Here is a 19,866-nt window from a genome sequence, read left to right on the forward strand (position 1 = left end):
GTCGCTGGCCAGCCATCGCACCGAGCACCTCAATCGGACTTGGAACTGTCCAATTTGTCACCTATAAGAGTCGCCCAGGCCTCATCAAAAGTTGGCAAAGGGACGGCGAGCCTCTGGGAATGCAGGCGCGAAAAGACGGTATGGGGATGACCGTTTTCGACTCATAGGGCTCGTGAGACTCGAGTGACGAGACGTTCGGTCAACGGCGCGTAGTAGCGCGGTAGCACATTGTCGTCAAGCGGCACCACCACATCGATCTTGCCCTCGGCCTCTCCGGCGAAGAGCCCGGGATCGTTGCTGTCGGCGAAAGCCACAGTAGGCACTCCCGCCTCTCCCGCTGCCCCTGCCCACCCGTGGTCGGCGATAACCAGGTCGGGCCGATCCTCGCCGAGCTCGGCCAGCATGTGCTCCATCGGCGCGGCGTCGTGGGTGTGCACGAAGGCGCCCTTGTCGTCGAGCATCGCCACGTCGCCCAGATAGCGGATGCGGCGCGGCCGCCCGAACCCGGACCCGGAGTACGTCCAGCCCTCGGCGGGCGCCAGCAGCACGGCGCCGCGCTCGGCGGCGAGCCTGGCCAGCGGCAGGTGCACGGCGAGCAGCCCGGTCGGATGCCCGGTGGCGAACAGCACCCGGGGGCTCTCCTGCGAGAGCGTCGCGGCGATGCGGTCGGCCATGGCGTCGAGGGCGTCGATGGTCCGCTCGGGGTCGATCGTGTCCTGGCCCCAGCGGTGCCCGGGGTCCGCGACCACGCCCGCGGCCTTGGCCATCAGGGCGAGCACGTCGCGGTACGTCCACGGCTGTTCGAGGGTCAGCCCCAGCATGTAATAGGGGTCGCGGTTGGCGAGCGAGCTGTAGTGATCGAGGTTGTTCTCGCGCGGGGTCGCGACGTCGCCGGCGATGCGGCTCTTGATCAGGTGCTCGCGGAGTTCGTCGCGGGTCAGCACTGCGTGTCCTTAAGGCATCGGGTCGAGGCCGTGCAGGGGGAAAACCGCGTGCCGGGTCGCCATGACCGCACGGTCGATGGGGTCCGCTGGGTCATAACCATGGGCGATATCCTGAAATTCCGGGTTTCGGCCGTCTGTCATGGTGAGCGGGGCCGTCTCCCCCGTACGTTCCCGCACGAACCGTTGCCAGGCCTCACCGGTCGGGGTGGAGGGGGCGAGCGGGTGGCCGGACAGCTCCGCGATCAGGTGCGTCCAGGCCCGGGGCACCACCTGGACCAGCTCGTAGCCGCCGCCGCCGGTGGCGATCCAGCGGCCGCCGGCCGTCTCGTGCGCCAGCCGGTGCAGCGCCTCGTAGGCGGTCCGCTGGCCGTCGAGGCTGAGCATCAGGTGGGCGAGCGGGTCGAGGGCGTGGCTGTCGCAGCCGTGCTGGGTCACCAGGATCTCCGGCCGGAACTCGCGCAGCAGCGGCGGCACCACCGCGTGGAAGGCCCGCAGCCAGCCGGAGTCGCCGCACCCGGCGGGCAGCGCCACGTTGACCGAGGTGCCCCCGGCACCGGTCTCGCCCGGCCCGCCGGTGCCGGGGAACAGCGTGAGCGGGCTCTCGTGCAGGCTGATCGTCAGCACCCGGGGATCGTCGTAGAAGGCCGCCTGCACCCCGTCGCCGTGGTGCACGTCGACGTCCACGTACGCGACCCGCCGCGCGCCCTGCCGCAGCAGCCAGGCGATCGCCAGCGCCGGGTCGTTGTAGACGCAGAAGCCGCTGGCCGCCCCCGGCATCGCGTGGTGCAGCCCGCCGGCGACGTTGACCGCGTGCTCCGCGGCGCCCTCCCAGACGGCGCGGGCGGCGGCCAGCGAGGCGCCCGCGATCAGCGCCGAGGCCTCGTGCACGCCCGCGAACGCCGGGTTGTCGGTGGTGCCGAGCCCGATGGACAGATCGGGCGCCCCGGCCACGGAGACCCGCCTGACCGCCTCGACGTAACCCGGATCGTGCACCAGCGCCAGCTCGTCGTCCGTGGCAGGCTCGCAGCCGGCCACCTCCACCTTGTCGAGCACCCCGAGCGACCTGGCCAGCTCCATGGTGAGCGCCACCCGGACGGGAGCCAGTGGATGACCCGGGCCGAAGTCGTAGGAGGTGAGGGCGTCGTCCCAGATGACCCGTGCCGACTGGCTCATGCATGCTCCCGTTTCCCGCGCCTTGAGGTGACGTTACCGCAGCGTCAACGGCAGCCGTCCAGCCGGATCGCCCAGCCGTGCGGAGGTTTCGTGACGTAATCTCCATCACATGCGCTTGATGCGACCCGTTCAGGCCGCATGGCGATTCTCCCGGCGCCCGCGGGTCTTCGACATCACCCTCGTGCTCCTGCTCGTCGTGGTCGCGCTGATCGGCGCGACGGCCAACCTGACCCAGGGCCGGGCTGTCTTCTTCTCCGTCATCCTGCTGGCGAGCGCGCTGCCGCTGCTGATGCGGCGCAGCCGCCCGCTGCTCGTGGCCGCGCTGGTGCTGACCGTGGATCTCACCGGGGCGATCAGCCGCCTGGGGCCGTCCGGCAGCGTGGTCACGATGATCGCCTTCTACGGCGTGGGACGCTACGCCGGCGGGCGGACGGCCGCCGGCGCGACCGCCGTGGGCGCGATCCTGTACGGGACCGCGCTGGAGGTCTCGGCCCGGATGGATCCCGGCCCCGACGCCCTGGGGCTCTGGCTGGCGGGCGCGTACGTCGTGGCCATCCCGGCGGCGCTGGGGCAGCTCGTACGCGTCCGGGCGGAGCTGAGGGAGCGCGCGCAGCAGGAGGCGGCCGACAGCGCGGTGCGGGCCGAGCGGCGGCGGATCGCCCGCGAGCTGCACGACGTCGTCTCCCACCACCTGAGCGTCATCAACGCCCTGGTGGGCGGCGCCCGGGCCACGCTGCCGCCGGGCCAGGAGGTGACCCGCGAGGCGCTGTCCGGCGCCGAGCAGAGCGCCCGCCAGGCGCTGTCGGAGATGCGCCAGCTCCTCGACGTGCTGCGGGCCGACGACGGCGGCGGCGCCGACGCCGCGACCGGGGTGGGCGCCGCCCGGCTGCCCGCGCTGGTCGAGGAGGTCAGGACCGCCGGGCTGCCCGCCAGCCTGATCGTGACCGGCGAGCCCGTCCCGCTGCCCACGACCGTCGACCACGCCGTCTACCGGATCGTCCAGGAGGCGCTGACCAACACCCGCAAGCACGCGGAGGGCGCGCGGGCCAGCATCCGGCTGGTCTACGATCCAACGGCGATCGAGGTCGAGGTGCTCGACGACGGCACACCCAAGCACCCGGTGGCGGCGGGGTTCGGGCTCGGCGGCATGGCCGAGCGGGTAGCCCTGTGCGGAGGGCAGTTATGGACGGGTCCCCGACTGGGCGGCGGTTTCCGCGTGCACGCGCGCATCCCCCTGGAGAAAAAGTGATCTCGGTGTTGCTGGTGGACGACCACGCGCTGGTGCGCAAGGGCTTCCGGCTGATGCTCGACGCGCAGCCCGACCTGACGGTGGTGGGCGAGGCCGCCGACGGGGACGAGGCGGTGGACCTCGCCGCCCGGCTCAGGCCCGACGTGGTGCTGATGGACCTGCACATGCCGGGCCTCGACGGCGTACGCGCCACCGAGCGGATCACCGGCCGTCTGCCGGGCGTGCGGGTGCTCGCGCTGAGCACGTTCGACCTGGACGAGAACGTGGTGGCCGCGTTGCGGGCGGGCGCCGACGGGTTCCTGCCGAAGGACGTCTCCCCCGAGGAGCTGGTCGAGGGCGTACGGGTCGTGTACCGGGGGGAGGCGGCCGTGGCCCCCCGGCTGCTCACCCGCCTGATCGGCACCTACGTGCGGGCGCCACGGCGGCAGCGGCACGCGCCGCCCCTGCACCGGGCCGGGCTGGCCGGGCTGACCGACCGGGAGCGGGAGATCCTGGTGCTGATCGCGCGCGGGCACTCCAACGCGGAGATCGCCGCCGAGCTGGGCGTCTCGCCCTCGACCGTGAAGAACCACGTGACGAGCGTGTTCGCCAAGATCGGCGCCAGGGACCGGGCGCAGGCCGTGATCGCCGCCTACGAGGCGGGCCTGATCAACCCAGGAGAGTAGGACCACGGTACTACCGGGCCGCCGGCGAACGGTCCCGCAGCAGGAAGAGAATCGGCGCTCCGCCGATCATCCTGAACATATGACCGCGATTCGGGCAACAAACCTGAGCAAACAGTACGGGAAGACCGCGGCCGTGACCGACCTGTCGTTCGACGTCGAGCCCGGCCAGGTGACCGGGTTCCTCGGCCCGAACGGCGCCGGCAAGTCGACCACCATGCGCATGATCCTCGGCCTGGACCACCCCACCGGGGGCCGCGTCGTCGTGGACGGCAAGCCGTACGCGGAGCTGAAGCACCCGCTGCGCAAGGTGGGCGCGCTGCTGGACGCCAAGGCGGTGCACGGCGGGCGCAGCGCCCGCAACCACCTGCTGGCGATCGCGCAGAGCAACGCGATCCCGGCGAGCCGGGCCGAGGAGGTGCTGGAGCTCGTCGGTCTGAGCCAGGTGGCCAAGCGGCGTGTCGGCGGCTTCTCGCTCGGCATGTCGCAGCGCCTCGGCATCGCCGCCGCGCTGCTCGGCGATCCGGAGATCCTGCTGTTCGACGAGCCGGTCAACGGGCTCGACCCGGACGGCATCCTGTGGATCCGCACGCTGATGCGCAAGCTGGCCGCCGACGGGCGCGCGGTGTTCGTCTCCAGCCATCTGATGAGCGAGATGGCCCAGACCGCCGACCACCTGGTCGTGATCGGCAAGGGGCGGCTGATCGCCGACACGAGCGTGCAGGAGTTCATCGGCCGCAGCTCCCAGGGGTACGTGCGCGTACGATCGCCGCGCCTGGCCGAGGTCGCCGAGCTGATCAAGGGCGGCGAGCTGCACCCCGACCACCTGCGGGTGACCGGGATGGAGCCGCTGGAGATCGGCACCGCGACCGCGCGGGCCGGACTGCCGCTGGAGGAGCTGACGTTCGTGCGGCCTTCGCTGGAGGCCGCGTACATGGAGCTGACCAAGGACAGCCTGGAGTTCACGTCATGATGGACATCGTCCGGTCCGAATGGACCAAGATCCGCTCGGTTCGCTCCACGGTGTGGACCCTGGCCTGCACCGGGCTGCTGATGATCGGGTTCAGCGTGCTGCTCGGCGTGTCGATCGTGAACTCGCAGGGCAACCCGCCCATGGGGCTGGAGGCCGCGAGGGTCAGCCTGTCGGGCACGCTGTTCGCGCAGCTCGCGGTCGCCACGTTCGGGGTGCTGGTGATTTCCGGCGAGTATCGGACGGGCTCCATCAGGGGCTCGTTCATGGCCGTGCCGCAGCGGCTGCGGCTGCTGACGGCCAAGGTCCTGGTGTTCACCGTGGTGACGGCGATCGTCTCGACGGTCTCCAGCGTGGCGGCGTTCCTGGTCGGCGGGCAGTTCATCATCGGGACGACGACGCTGGGCGATCCGGGCGTCTCGCAGGCGGTGTTCGGCACCGCGCTCTATCTGACGGCGAGCGGGCTGTTCGGGCTGGCCCTGGGCGCGCTGGTCCGGCACACGCCGGGCGCGGTCGTGTCGGTGATGGCGCTGATCCTGGTGCTGCCGCAGCTCACGTCCATGCTGCCGGGCGCCTGGGGCAGCGCCGTGCACCACCACTTCACCTCGAACGCGGGGCTGCAGGTGGTCGCGGCGAACCCGAGCAACCCGCTGGGCCCGTGGTCCGGCTACGGCGTCTATCTCGCCTGGGTGGCCGTCACGCTGGTCGCGGCGGCCGTGCTGATGCGGCGCCGGGACGCGTAGCGGGCGTCGCGGCCTGCGCCATCAGCCGGCGGCGAGCTCGCGGCCCCGGTCGCGGGCGGCCTCGATGGCGGCCAGGAAGGCGGCGCGCACGCTGTGCCGCTCCAGCTCCGCGATGGCGGAGATGGTGGTGCCGCCCGGCGAGGTGACGGCCTCGCGCAGGATCACCGGGTGCTCGCCCGAGTCGCGCAGCATGACCGCCGCCCCGACGATCGACTGGGTGACCATGTCGAGCGCGGCGGCGCGCGGCATGCCGAGCAGGATGCCCGCGTCGACCATGGCCTCGACCAGGTAGAAGAAGTAGGCGGGCCCGCTGCCCGACAGCGCGGTGGCGGCGTCCTGCTGCGACTCGGGGATGCGCAGCACCTTGCCGACCGGCCTCAGCAGGTCTTCGGTCAGCTTGAGGTGCTCCTCGCCGGCGTGCGAGCCCGCCGAGATCACGCTCATCGCCTCGTCGAAGCGGATCGGCGTGTTGGACATGACCCTGACCACCGGCACCTCGACGCCGAGCCGCTGCTCGACGAAGGCGGTGGTGATGCCGGCCGCCGCGGTGATCACCAGCCGGTCGGCGGGCACGTAGGGGGCGATCTCGGCCAGCAGCGCCGCCATGTCCTGCGGCTTGACCGCGAGGATCAGCGTGTCGGCGGACTTGGCGGCCTCGGTGTTGGAGACCGTGCGGACCCCGTAGGTCTCGCGCAGCGCCTGGGCGCGCTCGGCGCGGCGCACGGTGGCCAGCACGTCGGCGGGCTTGAACCCCGCCCGCAGCAGCCCGGACAGCAGCGCCTCGCCCATCTTGCCGGTGCCGAGAATCGCAATCATGCCCGCAGCCTACCGGCGGCTATCGGCGTGACAGCAGCGTGCGCGCGAAGAACGCGGGGCGCTCGGCCAGGCGGCGCATCAGGTAGGGATACCAGCCGGCGCCGTAGGGCACGTGGACGCGCACCCGCGCGCCCTGCCCGGCCAGGCGTCGCTGCTCGTCGGGGCGGACCCCGTACAGCATCTGGTATTCGAAGCCGGTGGGTTCGAGCCCTTCGAGCACGGCCAGCGCGGCGGTGACGCGCAGCAGCCGGGGGTCGTGGGTGGCGATCATCGGGTAGCCGGAGCCGGACATCAGCACCCGCAGGCAGCGCGCGAACGCGCGGTCGACCTCGGCGGGCCCGTTGGCGGCCGTGCGGGGGCCCTTGCACAGCCGTACGCGGGCGCCGTCGAGCCGGGCGCAGCGCTCGGCCGCGTCGGGCAGGCCGGCGCGCACCACGACGCCCACGGACGGGTGTTCCTTGCGGAGGGTGGCGTGGATGGAGTGCAGGGCGGTGGCCGTGTCGCGCCCGTCGGCGTCGAGGGTGAGCGTGAGGCCCCGGGCGGCGGCGGACTCGCAGAGGGTCGCGGCGTTGTCGAGCGCGAGCTGCTCCGACAGGCGCAGCCCGAGCTCGGTCAGCTCCACGGACACGTCGGCGTCGGCGGGCAGGCGCTCGACGAGCTCCTGGTAGGCCAGGACGGCGCCCTCGGCCTCGGCCCGGTCGCGGACCTCCGGGACGAGCCTGCCGACGGTGACGAGCAGCCCCCTGCGGGTCAGCTCCTCGACGGCGTCGCCGACGTCGTCGGCGACGTAGCGCCTGACCATGGTGCCGGTAAGCGGCGAGGCGGACACGACGCGCTCGGCGCGGTCGCTCCGGGAAGCGGCGAGTAGGGCCTGACGAAGCACGCCATCACCCTAACTTCGCGCGCGCTGAACCGGTGGCCGATCCCATCCGTCGTAGAGGTATGCGCACTGTGACGACGACTCTGGTGGCCGGATGCCTGTTGCTCGCGACCGGCTGCGGCACGGCCGCCGCCCCGCGGGAGCGGCCGCTGTCCAAGGCGCCCGACGCGCCGGTCTCGAGCACCGCGGTGACCACGACCACGCCGCCCGCCACCAAGCCCAAGCCGGTCAAGCCCACGGGCGACGCGATCAACACGCGCAAGGTCCGCTGGACGAAGGCCAAGCCCGTCTCCAAAGGCCGCAAGGTGCAGCTCACCTGGTGGTCGGGCGTGGAGCCGTGCACGGTCCTGGACCGGGTCAAGGTCAAGGAGACGAAGAAGCGGGTCACGATCACGCTGTACGAGGGCGCCTCGCCCAAGGCGAAGAACGTCTCCTGCATCATGATCGCCGTGGAGAAGACGACCACGGTGAAGCTCAAGTCCCCCATGGGCCAGCGAAAGATCATCGACGGTTCTAAATCCTGACATGTCCACATCCGGACAACCCCAGTGACATCTGATCGATTTGTTGCGATACATCGATCAAGGCACCTAAGGCGTGGGGGCGCCGCGGTGATGGTGTGCGTTACTGGGGGGACCCGTGAGCCGGCTCGTTCGTGCCCTGCTGCCCGTCATACTGATGATCACCGGTTTGATCGGGCTGGCCGCCCCGCCCGCGCAGGCCCTCCCCGAGCGCTTCGAGAAGCAGACGATCTTCAGCGGCCTGGTCAGCCCCACCAACGTCGAGTTCGCCTCCGACGGGCGGGTGTTCGTGGCCGAGAAGGGCGGCTACATCAAGGTCTTCGACTCGCTCGCCGACACCACCGCCACGATCTACGCCGACCTGCGCACCAAGGTGCACGACTTCTGGGACCGCGGCCTGCTCGGCATGGCCTTGCACCCGGACTTCCCGCAGGACCCCCGCGTGTACGTGCTCTACTCCTACGACGCCGAGCCCGGCGGCGCCGCGCCGCGCTGGGGCCAGGTGAACGACGACTACGACGAGTGCCCGTCGCCGCCCGGCCCGACCGAGGACGGCTGCCGCATCACCGGCCGCCTGTCGGTCGTCTCGCCCACCGGCGCCGAGACGCCCCTGATCACCGACTGGTGCCAGCAGTATCCCAGCCACTCCGTCGGCGACCTGCAGTTCGGCCCCGACGGCATGCTCTACGCCTCGGCCGGCGACGGGGCCAGCTTCCAGTTCGCCGACTACGGGCAGGACAACCTGACGAGTTCGGACGTCGTACCGGACAACCCGTGCGGCGACCCGCCGACGCCGGTGGGCACCTCGCCCACCCCGCCCGCCGCCGAGGGCGGCGCGCTGCGCGCCCAGGACGTGCGCACCAACGGGGATCCGGCGACGCTGGCCGGCAGCATCATCCGCATCGACCCGGACACCGGCGCCGCGGCCCCCGGCAACCCGAACGCCGGCGCCGCCGACCCGAACGTGGCCAGGATCGTCGCCCACGGCCTGCGCAACCCGTTCCGCATCACCGACCGGCCCGGCACCGGCGAGATCTGGGCGGGCGAGGTCGGCTGGGGCTCCTTCGAGGAGATCAACCGCGTCGCGGACCCCACGGGCGGCGTGGCCAACTTCGGCTGGCCCTGCTACGAGGGCGCGCCCCGGGAGGACGGCTACGACGCGCTCAACCTGACCCTGTGCGAGAACCTGTACGCCGCGGGCGCCGCCGCGCACACCAAGCCGCACATCGCCTGGAACCACGGCCAGCGCCTCTACCCGGGCGACCCGTGCGCGCCCGGCGGCCAGTCGTCCTCCAGCGGCGTCGCCTTCTACCCGGGCGGGCCGTACCCGCAGGCGTACGACGGCGCGCTGTTCTTCTCCGACTACAGCCGCAGGTGCGTCTGGGTGATGACCGAGGGCGCGAACGGCCTGCCCGACCCGGCGACGGTGACCGCGTTCGACACCGGCATCGGCACGGTAGAGCTGGAGAGCGGGCCGAACGGCGACCTGTTCGCCGTCGACCACGACGGCGGCGCGATCGTCCGCTACATCTACGACAACGCCCCGCCCACCGCCGTCATCGACGCGACCCCGGCCTCCGGCGCGGCCCCGCTGGCCGTGTCGTTCTCCGGCACCGGCTCCACCGACGCCGACGGCGACCCGCTCACCTACGCCTGGGACCTCGACGGCGACGGCGAGCTGGACGACTCGGCCTCCGCCACCCCGGCCCGCACCTATCCGCAGACCGGCTCCTACCAGGTCAAGTTACGCGTGAGCGACGGCAAGGGCGGGCAGGGCGACGCCACCGTCACCATCAACGTGGGCAACAGCGCGCCGACGGCCGCCATCGACACCCCGGCGGCCACCACCACCTGGGCGGTCGGCGACACGGTCGGCTTCTCGGGCACCGGCGCCGACGCCGAGGACGGCACGATCCCGGGCTCCCGCATGACCTGGACGCTGATCATGCACCACTGCCCCGGCGCCTGCCACGAGCACGAGATCACCCGCTACACCGGCGCGTCCGGATCCTTCCAGGCGCCGGACCACGAGTACCCGTCGCACCTGGAGCTGCGGCTCACCGTCGAGGACGGGCACGGCCTCACCGACACCGCGAGCGTCATGCTCCAGCCCAGGACGGTCGAGCTGACCTTCCGGACGAACCCGCCCGGCCTGCTGCTCGGGTTCAACCAGGAACAGACGATCGCGCCGTTCACCCGGACGGTGATCGCCGGCTCCAGCAACTCCATCACCGCGCCGTCACCGCAGGGCGACCAGGTGTTCGACGCCTGGTCCGACGGCGGCACGGCCACGCACAACATCACCGCCCCGGCGTCGGCCGCCACCTACACGGCCGCGTTCGAGACCTCGCAGTCGCCGGCGGGCCTGGTGGCCGCGTACGCCATGAACGAGGGCGCGGGCACGGCCGTCGGCGACGCCTCACCGGCCGCCAACACCGGCACGGCGGCCAACACCACGTGGACGAACGGCAAGTACGGCAAGGCGCTGGCGTTCAACGGCTCGTCCAGCTGGGTCACGGTCGCCGACTCGGCCGGTCTGCGGCTCACCACCGGGATGACGCTGGAAGCCTGGGTCAGACCGGAGACGGTGACGAGCTGGCGCACGGTGATCATGAAGCAGTACGGCACCGACCTGGCCTACACGCTGTCCGCCGGCAGCTACACCGACCGGCCGCACGCCGTCATCCACACCACCGGCGAGGTCGGCGCCGGCGGTGCGGCCTCGCTCCCGCTCGACGCCTGGAGCCACCTGGCGGCCACCTACGACGGCACCACGCTGCGCCTGTACGTCAACGGGACGCAGGTGAGCGAGCGGGCCGCCGGCGGTCCGATCCGCACCGACGGCGGCGTGCTGCGCATCGGCGGCAACGCGCTGTGGGGCGAGTTCTTCGACGGCCTGATCGACGAGGTGCGGATCTACGGCCGGGCGCTCACCCCGGCCCAGATCCAGCTCGACATGAACACCCCGATCGGCGCGCCGCCCGAGCCGGACACCACGCCGCCGAGCACCCCGGGCTCGCTCGCCGCCACCGGCGGCCCCGGGCACGCCCAGCTCACCTGGACCGCCTCGACGGACAACACGGGCGTCGAGGGCTACACCGTCCACCGCTCGGCGACCTCCGGCTTCACGCCGTCCGGCGCCAACCAGGTCGGCTCCTCGCAGACCACGTCGTTCACCGACCCGGGCCTGGCCGAGGGCACGTACTACTACCGCGTGGTGGCCTTCGACGCGGCCGGCAACACCAGCACGCCGTCCGCCGAGGACCCGGCCGCCGTCACCGCGCCGCCCTCCGGCCAGGGCCTGGTGGCCGCGCTCGGCATGAACGAGGGCACCGGGACCACGACGGCCGACTCCTCGGGCCTGGGCAACGCCGGCACCCTGAAGGACGCCACCTGGACGGCCTCCGGCAGGTACGGCCACGCGCTCTCGTTCAACGGCTCGTCCAGCTGGGTCACGGTCGCCGACTCTGCGGGGCTCCGGCTCACCGACGGCATGACGCTGGAGGCCTGGGTCAAGCCGTCGAACGTGACGAGCTGGCGTACCGTGATCATGAAGGAGTACGCGGGCGACCTGGCGTACGTGCTGTCTGCGGGCAGCTACACCGACCGGCCGCACGTCGTCGTCCACGCCGGCGGCGAGGTCGGCGCGGGCGGCACCGCCTCGCTCCCCCTCGGCGCGTGGAGCCACCTGGCGGCCACCTACGACGGCACCACGCTGCGCCTGTACGTCAACGGGACGCAGGTGGGCCAGCAGACCGCGGGCGGCCCGATCCGCACCGACGGCGGCGCCCTGCGCATCGGCGGCAACAGCCTGTGGGGCGAGCACTTCGACGGCCTCATCGACGAGGTGCGCGTCTACGGCGAGGCCCTGACGCCCGCCCAGATCCAGACGGACATGAACACGCCCGTCTGAGCCTCCGAGCCGTCTCCCGGGAGACCCCTCCTCGCCCCCTCTCCCGGGAGACTCGGGGGCTTTTCGCGCACCGGGGGTTGAGCCGGGTAGGCTCAAGTCGTTTGACAAAGACCCCAGACATTCGTAGGTTGAGTCCAACCAACTCAACTTTGACTACAAGGACGTACTCATGGCACGTGCGGTAGGTATCGACCTTGGGACGACCAACTCCGTCGTCTCGATCCTCGAGGGCGGTGAGCCCACCGTCATCGCCAACGCGCAGGGCTCGCGGACCACGCCGTCCGTGGTCGCCTTCGCGAAGAACGGCGAGGTCCTGGTCGGCGAGGTCGCCAAGCGGCAGGCCGTCACCAACGTGGACCGGACGATCCGCTCGGTCAAGCGCGAGATGGGCACCAACTGGTCCCAGGAGATCGACGGCAAGAAGTTCTCCCCGCAGCAGATCAGCGCCTTCGTGCTGCAGAAGCTCAAGCAGGACGCCGAGGCCTACCTGGGCGAGAAGATCACCGACGCGGTGGTCACCGTCCCGGCCTACTTCAACGACGCCCAGCGCCAGGCCACCAAGGAGGCCGGCACCGTCGCGGGCCTCAACGTGCTGCGCATCATCAACGAGCCGACCGCGGCCGCCCTGGCCTACGGGCTCGACAAGGAGGAGGACCAGACGATCCTGGTCTTCGACCTCGGCGGCGGCACCTTCGACGTGTCCCTGCTCGACGTCGGCCAGGAGGACGGTCACGGCTTCGTCGAGGTCAAGGCCACCTCGGGCGACAACCACCTCGGTGGTGACGACTGGGACCAGCGCGTCGTCGACGAGCTCGTCAAGCGCTTCCAGAACGCCCACGGCGTCGACCTGGCCAAGGACAAGATGGCGCTCCAGCGTCTGCGCGAGGCGGCCGAGAAGGCCAAGATCGAGCTGTCCAGCCAGTCCGAGACCAACATCAACCTGCCCTACATCACGGCGTCCTCCGAGGGCCCGCTGCACCTGGACGAGAAGCTCACCCGCAGCGAGTTCCAGCGCCTGACCGCCGACCTGCTCGAGCGCACCAAGGGCCCGTTCAACCAGGTCATCAAGGACGCCGGCATCAAGGTCTCCGACATCGCGCACGTGGTGCTCGTCGGCGGCTCGACCCGCATGCCCGCCGTCTCCGAGCTCGTCAAGGAGCTGACCGGCGGCAAGGAGCCCAACAAGGGCGTCAACCCGGACGAGGTCGTCGCCATCGGCGCCGCCCTCCAGGCCGGCGTGCTCAAGGGCGAGGTCAAGGACGTCCTGCTGCTGGACGTGACCCCGCTGTCGCTGGGCATCGAGACCAAGGGCGGGATCTTCACCAAGATCATCGAGCGCAACACCACGATCCCGACCAAGCGCTCCGAGGTCTTCACCACGGCCGAGGACAACCAGCCGTCGGTGCAGATCCAGGTCTACCAGGGCGAGCGCGAGATCGCTTCCTACAACAAGAAGCTCGCCACGTTCGAGCTGACCGGCATCGCCCCGGCGCCGCGCGGCATCCCGCAGATCGAGGTCACCTTCGACATCGACGCCAACGGCATCGTCAACGTCTCCGCCAAGGACCTGGGCACGGGCAAGGAGCAGACGATGACGATCACCGGCGGCTCCGCGCTGGCCAAGGACGACATCGAGCGCATGATGCGCGAGGCCGAGTCCTACGCCGAGGAGGACAAGAAGCGCCGCGAGGAGGCCGAGGTCCGCAACAACGCCGACGGCCTGGCCTACCAGACGGAGAAGTTCCTCCGCGAGAACGACGACAAGGTCCCCGGCGACATCAAGACCGAGGTCAACGAGGCGCTCGGCGAGCTGAAGAAGGCTCTTGAGGGCACCGACACCGACGTCATCCGCACCTCGGCCGAGAAGCTCGCCACGGTCAGCCAGAAGATGGGCTCGGCGATCTACGCCCAGGGCCAGCAGGCCTCCGGCGGCGAGGGCGCCCCGCAGGACGCCACGCCGGGCCAGGAGCAGAAGGCCGACGACGACGTCGTCGAGGCCGAGATCGTCGACGAAGACCAGCCGAAGAAGGACCAGTGATGCCGCCGCGTGACAACGGGCACGAAGAGCCGGTGATCCGCGACAACCGCAAGATCGACCCGGAGACCGGTGACGTCCGGACGCAGGCCGAGGAGGCGGAGCAGCCTCCGACGCCGGCCGCCGCCGACGCCACCGCCGCCGCCGCCGACGGCGAGCTGCAGGCGCAGCTCGCCGAGCGGACCGCCGACCTTCAGCGCCTCCAGGCCGAATACACCAACTACCGCAGGCGGGTGGAGCGTGACCGGGTCGCGGTCCGCGAGCAGGCGGTCGCGGGGGCGCTGACCGACCTGCTGCCCGTGCTCGACGACATCGGCAGGGCCCGCGACCACGGCGAGCTCACCGGCGGCTTCGCGAAGGTGGCAGAGTCTCTGGAGGCGGCGCTCACCAAGCTCGGCCTCAGCCCCTACGGCCAGAAGGGCGACCCCTTCGACCCGATGGTGCACGAGGCCCTGATGCACAGCTACTCGCCCGACGTGACCGAGCCGACCGCCATCGAGGTGCTCCAGCTCGGTTACCGCATGGGAGACCGGGTGCTGCGCCCGGCGCGGGTGGCCGTCGCCGAGCCCGGGGACGCCCCCTCGGCGTCCGATGACGAAGACAACTGACGAGGACGAAGGGCCGTAGATGAGCACCAAGGACTACCTGGAGAAGGACTACTACGCCGTCCTTGGTGTGCCCAAGTCCGCCACCGCCGAAGAGATCAAGAAGGCCTACCGCAAGCTGGCCCGCCAGTACCACCCCGACACCAACCAGGGCGACCCGTCCAAGGAGTCCAAGTTCAAAGAGGTCTCCGAGGCCTACGACGTCCTGTCCGACGGCAAGCGCCGCAAGGAGTACGACGAGGCGCGCACGCTGTTCGGGTCCGGGGTGGGCGGCCAGCGCGCGGGCGGCGGCGGCTTCCCGTTCGACTTCGGCGACCTGTTCGGCGGCACCGCCGGGCAGCAGCAGAGCGGCCAGGGGGCCGGGGAGCGCTTCAGCGACCTGTTCGGCGGCCTGTTCAACAGGGGAGGCACCGGCACCGGCACCCGCAGCACCGGCGCCACCCGACCGCGGCGCGGTCAGGACATCGAGTCCGAGGTGACGCTCTCGTTCACCGAGGCGGTCGAGGGCACCACGGTCTCGCTCCGGCTGACCAGCTCGGCGGCGTGCACCGCGTGCAGCGGCACGGGGGCCAAGGCCGGCACCACCCCGCGGGTCTGCCCGACCTGCGAGGGCACCGGCGCGGCCAGCCGCAACCTGGGCAACTTCGCCTTCTCCGAGCCCTGCCGCGACTGCAAGGGCCGCGGCCTGCTCGTGGACGACCCCTGCCCCGTGTGCGAGGGCAGCGGCCGGGCCAAGAGCACCCGCACCATCCAGGCGCGCATCCCCGCGGGGGTGGCCGACGGGCAGCGGGTCAAGCTCAAGGGCAAGGGCGCACCGGGCGAGAACGGCGGCCCGGCGGGCGACCTGTACATCCAGACGCACGTCAAGCCGCACGCCGTGTTCGGCCGGTCGGGCGACAACCTGACCATCACCGTTCCGGTGACGTTCACCGAGGCCGCTCTGGGCGCCGAGATCAAGGTGCCGATCCTCAAGGGCATGCCCGTCACGCTTCGCATCCCGGCCGGCACGCCCAACGGGCGCACGTTCCGGGTCCGCGGCCGGGGCGCCGCCCGCAAGGACGGCACCAAGGGTGACCTGCTCGCCAGCGTCGAGGTGGTCGTGCCCAAGACGCTGGACGACAAGTCACGCGAGCTCCTGACGGAGTTCAACACCGCGACCGCGGCCGAGGACCCGCGGGCTGATCTCATACAGAGAGCCAGAAGCGAGTAGCCGATGGACGCCAACTATTTCGATCTGTCAGACGACACACCCGTCTATGTGATCTCGGTGGCCGCGCAGCTGTCGGGTCTGCATCCGCAGACCCTGCGGCAGTACGACCGGCTCGGGCTGGTGTGCCCGGGCCGCACCGCGGGGCGCGGCCGCCTCTACTCCACACGCGACATCGTCCAGCTGCGCGAGGTCCAGAGGCTCTCCCAGGAGGAGGGCATCAACCTCGCCGGCATCAAGCGGATCCTCGAGCTGGAGAACGAAGCCCTGCGGCTGCGCGAGGAGGTTCACCGGCTGCGCGCCGAGATGCAGATGGTCAGGGCGCTGATCCGCTACGAGCTGCCACCGGGGGCCTAGAAAGCAATGGACTACAAGCTCACCCAGAAGAGCCAGGAGGCTCTCGCGGGTGCCATGAGGCGCGCCGCCGCCGAGGGCAACCCCGAGATCGCGCCGGCTCACCTGCTCACCACGCTGCTCAGCCAGACGGGCGGCACCGCCGTGCCCCTGCTCGACGTCGTCGGCGCCGACTGGCGCACGCTCCGGGCCAGGGCGGAGGAGCAGCTCGCGACGCTGCCCAAGGCGCAGGGCGCCACCGTCGGCGCGCCGTCGAGCTCGCGTCACCTCCTCAAGGTGATGAACACCGCCGCCCAGCACGCCAACCGCCTCGAAGACCTCTACGTCTCCACCGAGCACCTGCTCGTCGGCCTCGCCGCCGACGGCGGCCCGGTCGCCGACCTGCTCAAGGCGCAGGGCGCGACCCCGCAGGCCCTGCTCGACGCCTTCGAGAAGGTACGGGGCAACGCCCGCGTCACCAGCGAGACCCCGGAAGACACCTACCAGGCGCTGCAGAAGTACGGCGTCGACCTGACCGAGCGCGCCCGGCTCGGCAAGCTCGACCCGGTGATCGGCCGCGACTCCGAGATCCGCCGCGTGGTGCAGGTGCTCAGCCGCCGCACCAAGAACAACCCGGTGCTGATCGGCGAGCCCGGCGTCGGCAAGACCGCCGTCGTCGAGGGCCTGGCCCAGCGCATCGTGGCCGGCGACGTGCCCGAGTCGCTGCGCAACAAGCGGCTCATCTCGCTCGACCTGGGCGCGATGGTCGCCGGCGCCAAGTACCGCGGCGAGTTCGAGGAGCGGCTCAAGGCCGTGCTCTCCGAGATCAAGGAGAGCGAAGGGCAGATCGTCACGTTCATCGACGAACTGCACACCGTCGTCGGCGCGGGGGCCGCCGAGGGCGCCATGGACGCGGGCAACATGCTCAAGCCGATGCTGGCCCGCGGCGAGCTGCGCATGATCGGCGCGACGACGCTCGACGAATACCGCGAGCGCATCGAGAAGGACCCCGCGCTGGAGCGCCGCTTCCAGCAGGTCTACGTGGGCGAGCCCACGGTCGAGGACACGATCGCGATCCTGCGCGGCCTCAAGGGCCGCTACGAGGGCCACCACCAGGTCCAGATCGCCGACGGCGCGCTGGTGGCCGCCGCCGCGCTCTCCGACCGCTACATCACCAACCGCTTCCTGCCCGACAAGGCCATCGACCTGGTCGACGAGGCCGCCTCCCGGCTGCGCATGGAGATCGACTCCCGCCCGGTGGAGATCGACCAGCTCCAGCGCAACGTCGACCGGATGAAGATGGAGGAGCTCGCGCTCTCCAAGGAGACCGACGAGGCGTCCGTACAACGGCTCGAACGGCTCCGCCAGGAGCTCGCCGACCGCCAGGAGGAGCTCAACGCGCTCGTCGGCCGCTGGGAGAACGAGAAGGCCGGCCTCAACAAGGTCGGCGAGCTCAAGAAGCAGCTCGACGACGTGCGCGGCACCGCCGAGCGGGCCCAGCGCGACGGCGACTTCGAGACCGCGTCCAAGATCATGTACGCCGAGGTGCCCAAGCTGGAGCAGGCCATCAAGGCCGCCTCCGAGGCCGCGCCGCCGGACAACGCCATGGTCAAGGAGGAGGTCGGGGCCGACGACATCGCCGAAGTGATCTCGTCCTGGACCGGCATCCCGGCGGGCCGCCTGCTGGAGGCGGAGACGGCCAAGCTGCTGCGCATGGAGGAAGAGCTCGGCCGGCGGCTCATCGGCCAGCAGCCGGCCGTACAGGCGGTCTCCGACGCCGTCAGGCGCAGCCGGGCGGGCATCGCCGACCCCGACAGGCCGACGGGCTCGTTCCTGTTCCTCGGGCCGACCGGTGTCGGCAAGACCGAGCTGGCCAAGGCGCTGGCGGAGTTCCTGTTCGACGACGAGCGGGCGATGACCCGCATCGACATGAGCGAATACTCCGAGAAGCACAGCGTCGCCCGGCTCGTCGGCGCGCCGCCCGGCTACGTCGGCTACGAGGAGGGCGGCCAGCTCACCGAGACCGTCCGGCGGCGGCCCTACACGGTCGTGCTGCTCGACGAGGTGGAGAAGGCCCACCCGGAGGTCTTCGACGTGCTGCTGCAGGTGCTCGACGACGGCCGGCTCACCGACGGGCAGGGCCGCACCGTCGACTTCCGCAACGCCATCCTGATCCTCACCTCCAACCTCGGCTCGCAGTTCCTCGTCGACCCCACGCTGGCCAACGGCGCCAAGCGCGAGGCCGTCATGACCGCCGTGCGGGCCGCGTTCAAGCCGGAGTTCCTCAACCGGCTCGACGACGTCATCCTGTTCGACGCGCTCGGCACCGAAGAGCTGACCAGGATCGTCGACCTCCAGGTCGACAGGCTCGCGCGGCGGCTGGCCGACCGTAGGCTGACGCTGGAGGTCACCCCGGCGGCCCGCGAATGGCTGGCGCTCACCGGCTACGACCCGCTGTACGGCGCCCGCCCGCTGCGCCGGCTGGTCCAGTCGGCCATCGGCGACAAGCTGGCCAGGGCGGTGCTCGCCGGCGACGTGGCCGACGGCGACAAGGTCCTGGTGGATCTCGGCGACGACGAGCTCACCGTCCAGCGCGGCTGACCCGTCCCGCCCCACAGCGCCCGGAGGCCCGGTCGGCCCCCGGGCGCCCGCGTTCCACGCCCCGGTCATCAGCGCGGCTCCTGCGTAAGGATCGGCCCAGCCTTCGGGCAAGCCGCACGTCCCGCACCGTGTGCCTGACTAGCTTCAGCGTTCGTCAGATCACCGAGCACGATCAGGGGGACGTGAAATGTCATCTCGGAGCATCCGAAGCATCCTTGCCATGGTCACTCTGACCGCGGGGGTCACCTGGCTGGGGGCGGGCGCCGCGGCGGCCGACCAGTGCCACGACCGGTCGGCGACCGTGCGCGCGCAACGAATGGTCACCGCGTTGTGCGACGACGCCACCCGGCTGCGGGTGGACGACCCCAGCGGCACCGGCGAGGTCATCAAGTCCGAGACCAGCCGGCTGGCGCACAGCGCCGCCCGGCTCGCCGAGCGCATCGGCCTGACCGGCCTCGGCTCGGTCCGTGCCCTGGGCCTGTCGGACCTCGGCGGCGTCGCCGCCACCTCCAGCATGCCCGCGCTGTCCAACGGCGTCCCCCTCGCGGGCGGACTGCCCGACCTGGGCCGGCTCCCCGAAGTGCCGGACCTGCCCAACCTGCCGACCATCCCCGGCGTCCGCAACCTGCCCGTCGGCGCCACCGTCGGCAAGCTCCCCGACCCCGCCAAGGTCGCCGCCGAGGGCCTCAAGGCGCCGCTCAACCTGCCCCAGCCGGTCAACGAGCTCAAGGACGACCTCATCAACAAGATGCTGCCGCAGGTCCCGGCGGCCGTGGGCGGCATCAACGACGCCACCCGGCTCCCGGACGCGCAGACCTCCCTCACCGACCTCCTGGAGACCCTCGACCTGGGCTGACCACCGGGCCTGCCTTCCCAGCCGCTCTCCCGGGCACCTGCCGCCCGGGCCGACCGCACCGGCGCGGCCCGGGAGCACGCCCCTCACGAACCGTGCGGCGGGCCGCGCCACCCGTCCACGGTCCCGGGGTGAGGGGCCGCGACATCACCCCGCCGCGGCCCCTCACCCCTCCGTCGCGCCCACCCTCGACGAGCGCGGGCGTCCGTCCCTCGGGAGCCCGCTCTCTGGAGGCGGCCCTGGCGGGCTCTCAGGCGCCCGCGAAGCCCCGGCCGGGAGGAGCCCTCAGCCCACGACCGGCGCACCTCCCAAGAGAGCCACCCAGAGGTACGCCCAGCCCACCCACGACAGCCCCTGGGAG

General features: G+C 71.6%; 15 protein-coding genes and 1 pseudogene. 12 read left to right on the forward strand and 4 right to left on the reverse strand.

All coding sequences use genetic code 11. The features are described 5' to 3' along the window. Positions 1-161: 161 nt before the first annotated feature. Both ADY59_RS07720 and ADY59_RS07725 read right to left on the reverse strand, forming a co-directional pair. Entirely contained in the window at positions 162-944 is a 783-nt protein-coding gene (locus ADY59_RS07720; RefSeq protein WP_049559474.1) for a phosphatase, read from the reverse strand. A gap of 9 nt (positions 945-953) precedes the next feature. Further along, positions 954-2,117, reverse strand: coding sequence for an acetoin utilization protein AcuC (locus tag ADY59_RS07725; protein ID WP_049559477.1), 1,164 nt, complete (start codon positions 2,115-2,117; stop codon positions 954-956). 109 nt (positions 2,118-2,226) lie between these two features. Here ADY59_RS07725 and ADY59_RS47430 point away from each other — a divergent pair, with 109 nt between their 5' ends. The 4 genes from ADY59_RS47430 (at position 2,227) to ADY59_RS07745 (ending at position 5,741) form a co-directional block, all read left to right on the forward strand. Continuing rightward, positions 2,227-3,366 (forward strand): sensor histidine kinase, encoded by a 1,140-nt coding sequence (locus tag ADY59_RS47430; RefSeq protein WP_053174523.1) that lies wholly within the window; start codon positions 2,227-2,229, stop codon positions 3,364-3,366. Continuing rightward, positions 3,363-4,031 (forward strand): response regulator, encoded by a 669-nt coding sequence (locus tag ADY59_RS07735; RefSeq protein WP_049559479.1) that lies wholly within the window; start codon positions 3,363-3,365, stop codon positions 4,029-4,031. Before ADY59_RS47430 ends, ADY59_RS07735 begins: the two co-directional genes overlap by 4 nt. A gap of 79 nt (positions 4,032-4,110) precedes the next feature. After that, on the forward strand, positions 4,111-5,001 hold the full coding sequence (locus ADY59_RS07740; protein WP_049559483.1) for an ABC transporter ATP-binding protein: 891 nt from the start codon (positions 4,111-4,113) through the stop codon (positions 4,999-5,001). Further along, the gene (locus tag ADY59_RS07745; RefSeq protein WP_063780593.1) at positions 4,998-5,741 is read left to right on the forward strand and encodes an ABC transporter permease; all 744 of its coding nucleotides are present in this window, start codon (positions 4,998-5,000) and stop codon (positions 5,739-5,741) included. The genes ADY59_RS07740 and ADY59_RS07745 overlap by 4 nt, the downstream gene beginning before the upstream one ends. A 21-nt stretch (positions 5,742-5,762) precedes the next feature. On the opposite strand, the gene proC is transcribed toward ADY59_RS07745, so the two are convergent. Beyond that, positions 5,763-6,557 (reverse strand): pyrroline-5-carboxylate reductase, encoded by a 795-nt coding sequence (gene proC, locus ADY59_RS07750; protein WP_049559488.1) that lies wholly within the window; start codon positions 6,555-6,557, stop codon positions 5,763-5,765. Between the two features lie 19 nt (positions 6,558-6,576). Then, positions 6,577-7,440: a proline dehydrogenase family protein gene (locus tag ADY59_RS07755; RefSeq protein ID WP_049559491.1), complete on the reverse strand. Its 864-nt coding sequence runs from the start codon at positions 7,438-7,440 to the stop codon at positions 6,577-6,579. A 68-nt stretch (positions 7,441-7,508) separates the two neighbouring features. Here ADY59_RS07755 and ADY59_RS07760 point away from each other — a divergent pair, with 68 nt between their 5' ends. The 8 genes and pseudogenes from ADY59_RS07760 to ADY59_RS07795 all read left to right on the forward strand — a co-directional run bounded on the left by ADY59_RS07760 (position 7,509) and on the right by ADY59_RS07795 (position 19,508). Further along, the gene (locus ADY59_RS07760) at positions 7,509-7,961 is read left to right on the forward strand and encodes a hypothetical protein (protein ID WP_231618589.1); all 453 of its coding nucleotides are present in this window, start codon (positions 7,509-7,511) and stop codon (positions 7,959-7,961) included. 115 nt (positions 7,962-8,076) lie between these two features. Beyond that, on the forward strand, positions 8,077-11,871 hold the full coding sequence (locus ADY59_RS47970; RefSeq protein ID WP_063780594.1) for a LamG-like jellyroll fold domain-containing protein: 3,795 nt from the start codon (positions 8,077-8,079) through the stop codon (positions 11,869-11,871). A gap of 169 nt (positions 11,872-12,040) precedes the next feature. After that, on the forward strand, positions 12,041-13,909 hold the full coding sequence (dnaK, locus tag ADY59_RS07770; protein ID WP_049559494.1) for a molecular chaperone DnaK: 1,869 nt from the start codon (positions 12,041-12,043) through the stop codon (positions 13,907-13,909). After that, positions 13,909-14,514, forward strand: coding sequence for a nucleotide exchange factor GrpE (gene grpE, locus ADY59_RS07775; RefSeq protein WP_049559496.1), 606 nt, complete (start codon positions 13,909-13,911; stop codon positions 14,512-14,514). Before dnaK ends, grpE begins: the two co-directional genes overlap by 1 nt. 19 nt (positions 14,515-14,533) lie before the next feature. Next, complete coding sequence (gene dnaJ / locus ADY59_RS07780; protein WP_049559499.1) at positions 14,534-15,721, forward strand: molecular chaperone DnaJ; 1,188 nt, start codon at positions 14,534-14,536, stop codon at positions 15,719-15,721. Between the two features lie 3 nt (positions 15,722-15,724). Further along, positions 15,725-16,048 (forward strand): annotated as a pseudogene (locus ADY59_RS07785) (heat shock protein transcriptional repressor HspR); the annotation flags it as partial. A gap of 33 nt (positions 16,049-16,081) precedes the next feature. Next, a complete protein-coding gene (gene clpB / locus ADY59_RS07790; RefSeq protein WP_049559504.1) occupies positions 16,082-18,652 on the forward strand; it encodes an ATP-dependent chaperone ClpB in 2,571 nt (856 codons plus the stop codon). Between the two features lie 220 nt (positions 18,653-18,872). Continuing rightward, positions 18,873-19,508: a hypothetical protein gene (locus ADY59_RS07795; protein ID WP_049559506.1), complete on the forward strand. Its 636-nt coding sequence runs from the start codon at positions 18,873-18,875 to the stop codon at positions 19,506-19,508. Positions 19,509-19,866: the final 358 nt, after the last annotated feature.

Origin of the sequence: Nonomuraea sp. SBT364, from assembly GCF_001083785.1 — a bacterium.
Taxonomy (GTDB): domain Bacteria; phylum Actinomycetota; class Actinomycetes; order Streptosporangiales; family Streptosporangiaceae; genus Nonomuraea.

Bases quoted from the DNA above. Each gene is read 5' to 3' on its own strand.
- ADY59_RS07725 (WP_049559477.1), bottom strand. From the start codon at position 2,117: ATGAGCCAGTCGGCACGGGTCATCTGGGACGACGCCCTCACCTCCTAC.
- ADY59_RS47430 (WP_053174523.1), top strand. From the start codon at position 2,227: ATGCGCTTGATGCGACCCGTTCAGGCCGCATGGCGATTCTCCCGGCGC.
- ADY59_RS07740 (WP_049559483.1), top strand. From the start codon at position 4,111: ATGACCGCGATTCGGGCAACAAACCTGAGCAAACAGTACGGGAAGACC.
- ADY59_RS07745 (WP_063780593.1), top strand. From the start codon at position 4,998: ATGATGGACATCGTCCGGTCCGAATGGACCAAGATCCGCTCGGTTCGC.
- proC (WP_049559488.1), bottom strand. From the start codon at position 6,557: ATGATTGCGATTCTCGGCACCGGCAAGATGGGCGAGGCGCTGCTGTCC.
- dnaK (WP_049559494.1), top strand. From the start codon at position 12,041: ATGGCACGTGCGGTAGGTATCGACCTTGGGACGACCAACTCCGTCGTC.
- grpE (WP_049559496.1), top strand. From the start codon at position 13,909: ATGCCGCCGCGTGACAACGGGCACGAAGAGCCGGTGATCCGCGACAAC.
- dnaJ (WP_049559499.1), top strand. From the start codon at position 14,534: ATGAGCACCAAGGACTACCTGGAGAAGGACTACTACGCCGTCCTTGGT.
- clpB (WP_049559504.1), top strand. From the start codon at position 16,082: ATGGACTACAAGCTCACCCAGAAGAGCCAGGAGGCTCTCGCGGGTGCC.
- ADY59_RS07795 (WP_049559506.1), top strand. From the start codon at position 18,873: ATGGTCACTCTGACCGCGGGGGTCACCTGGCTGGGGGCGGGCGCCGCG.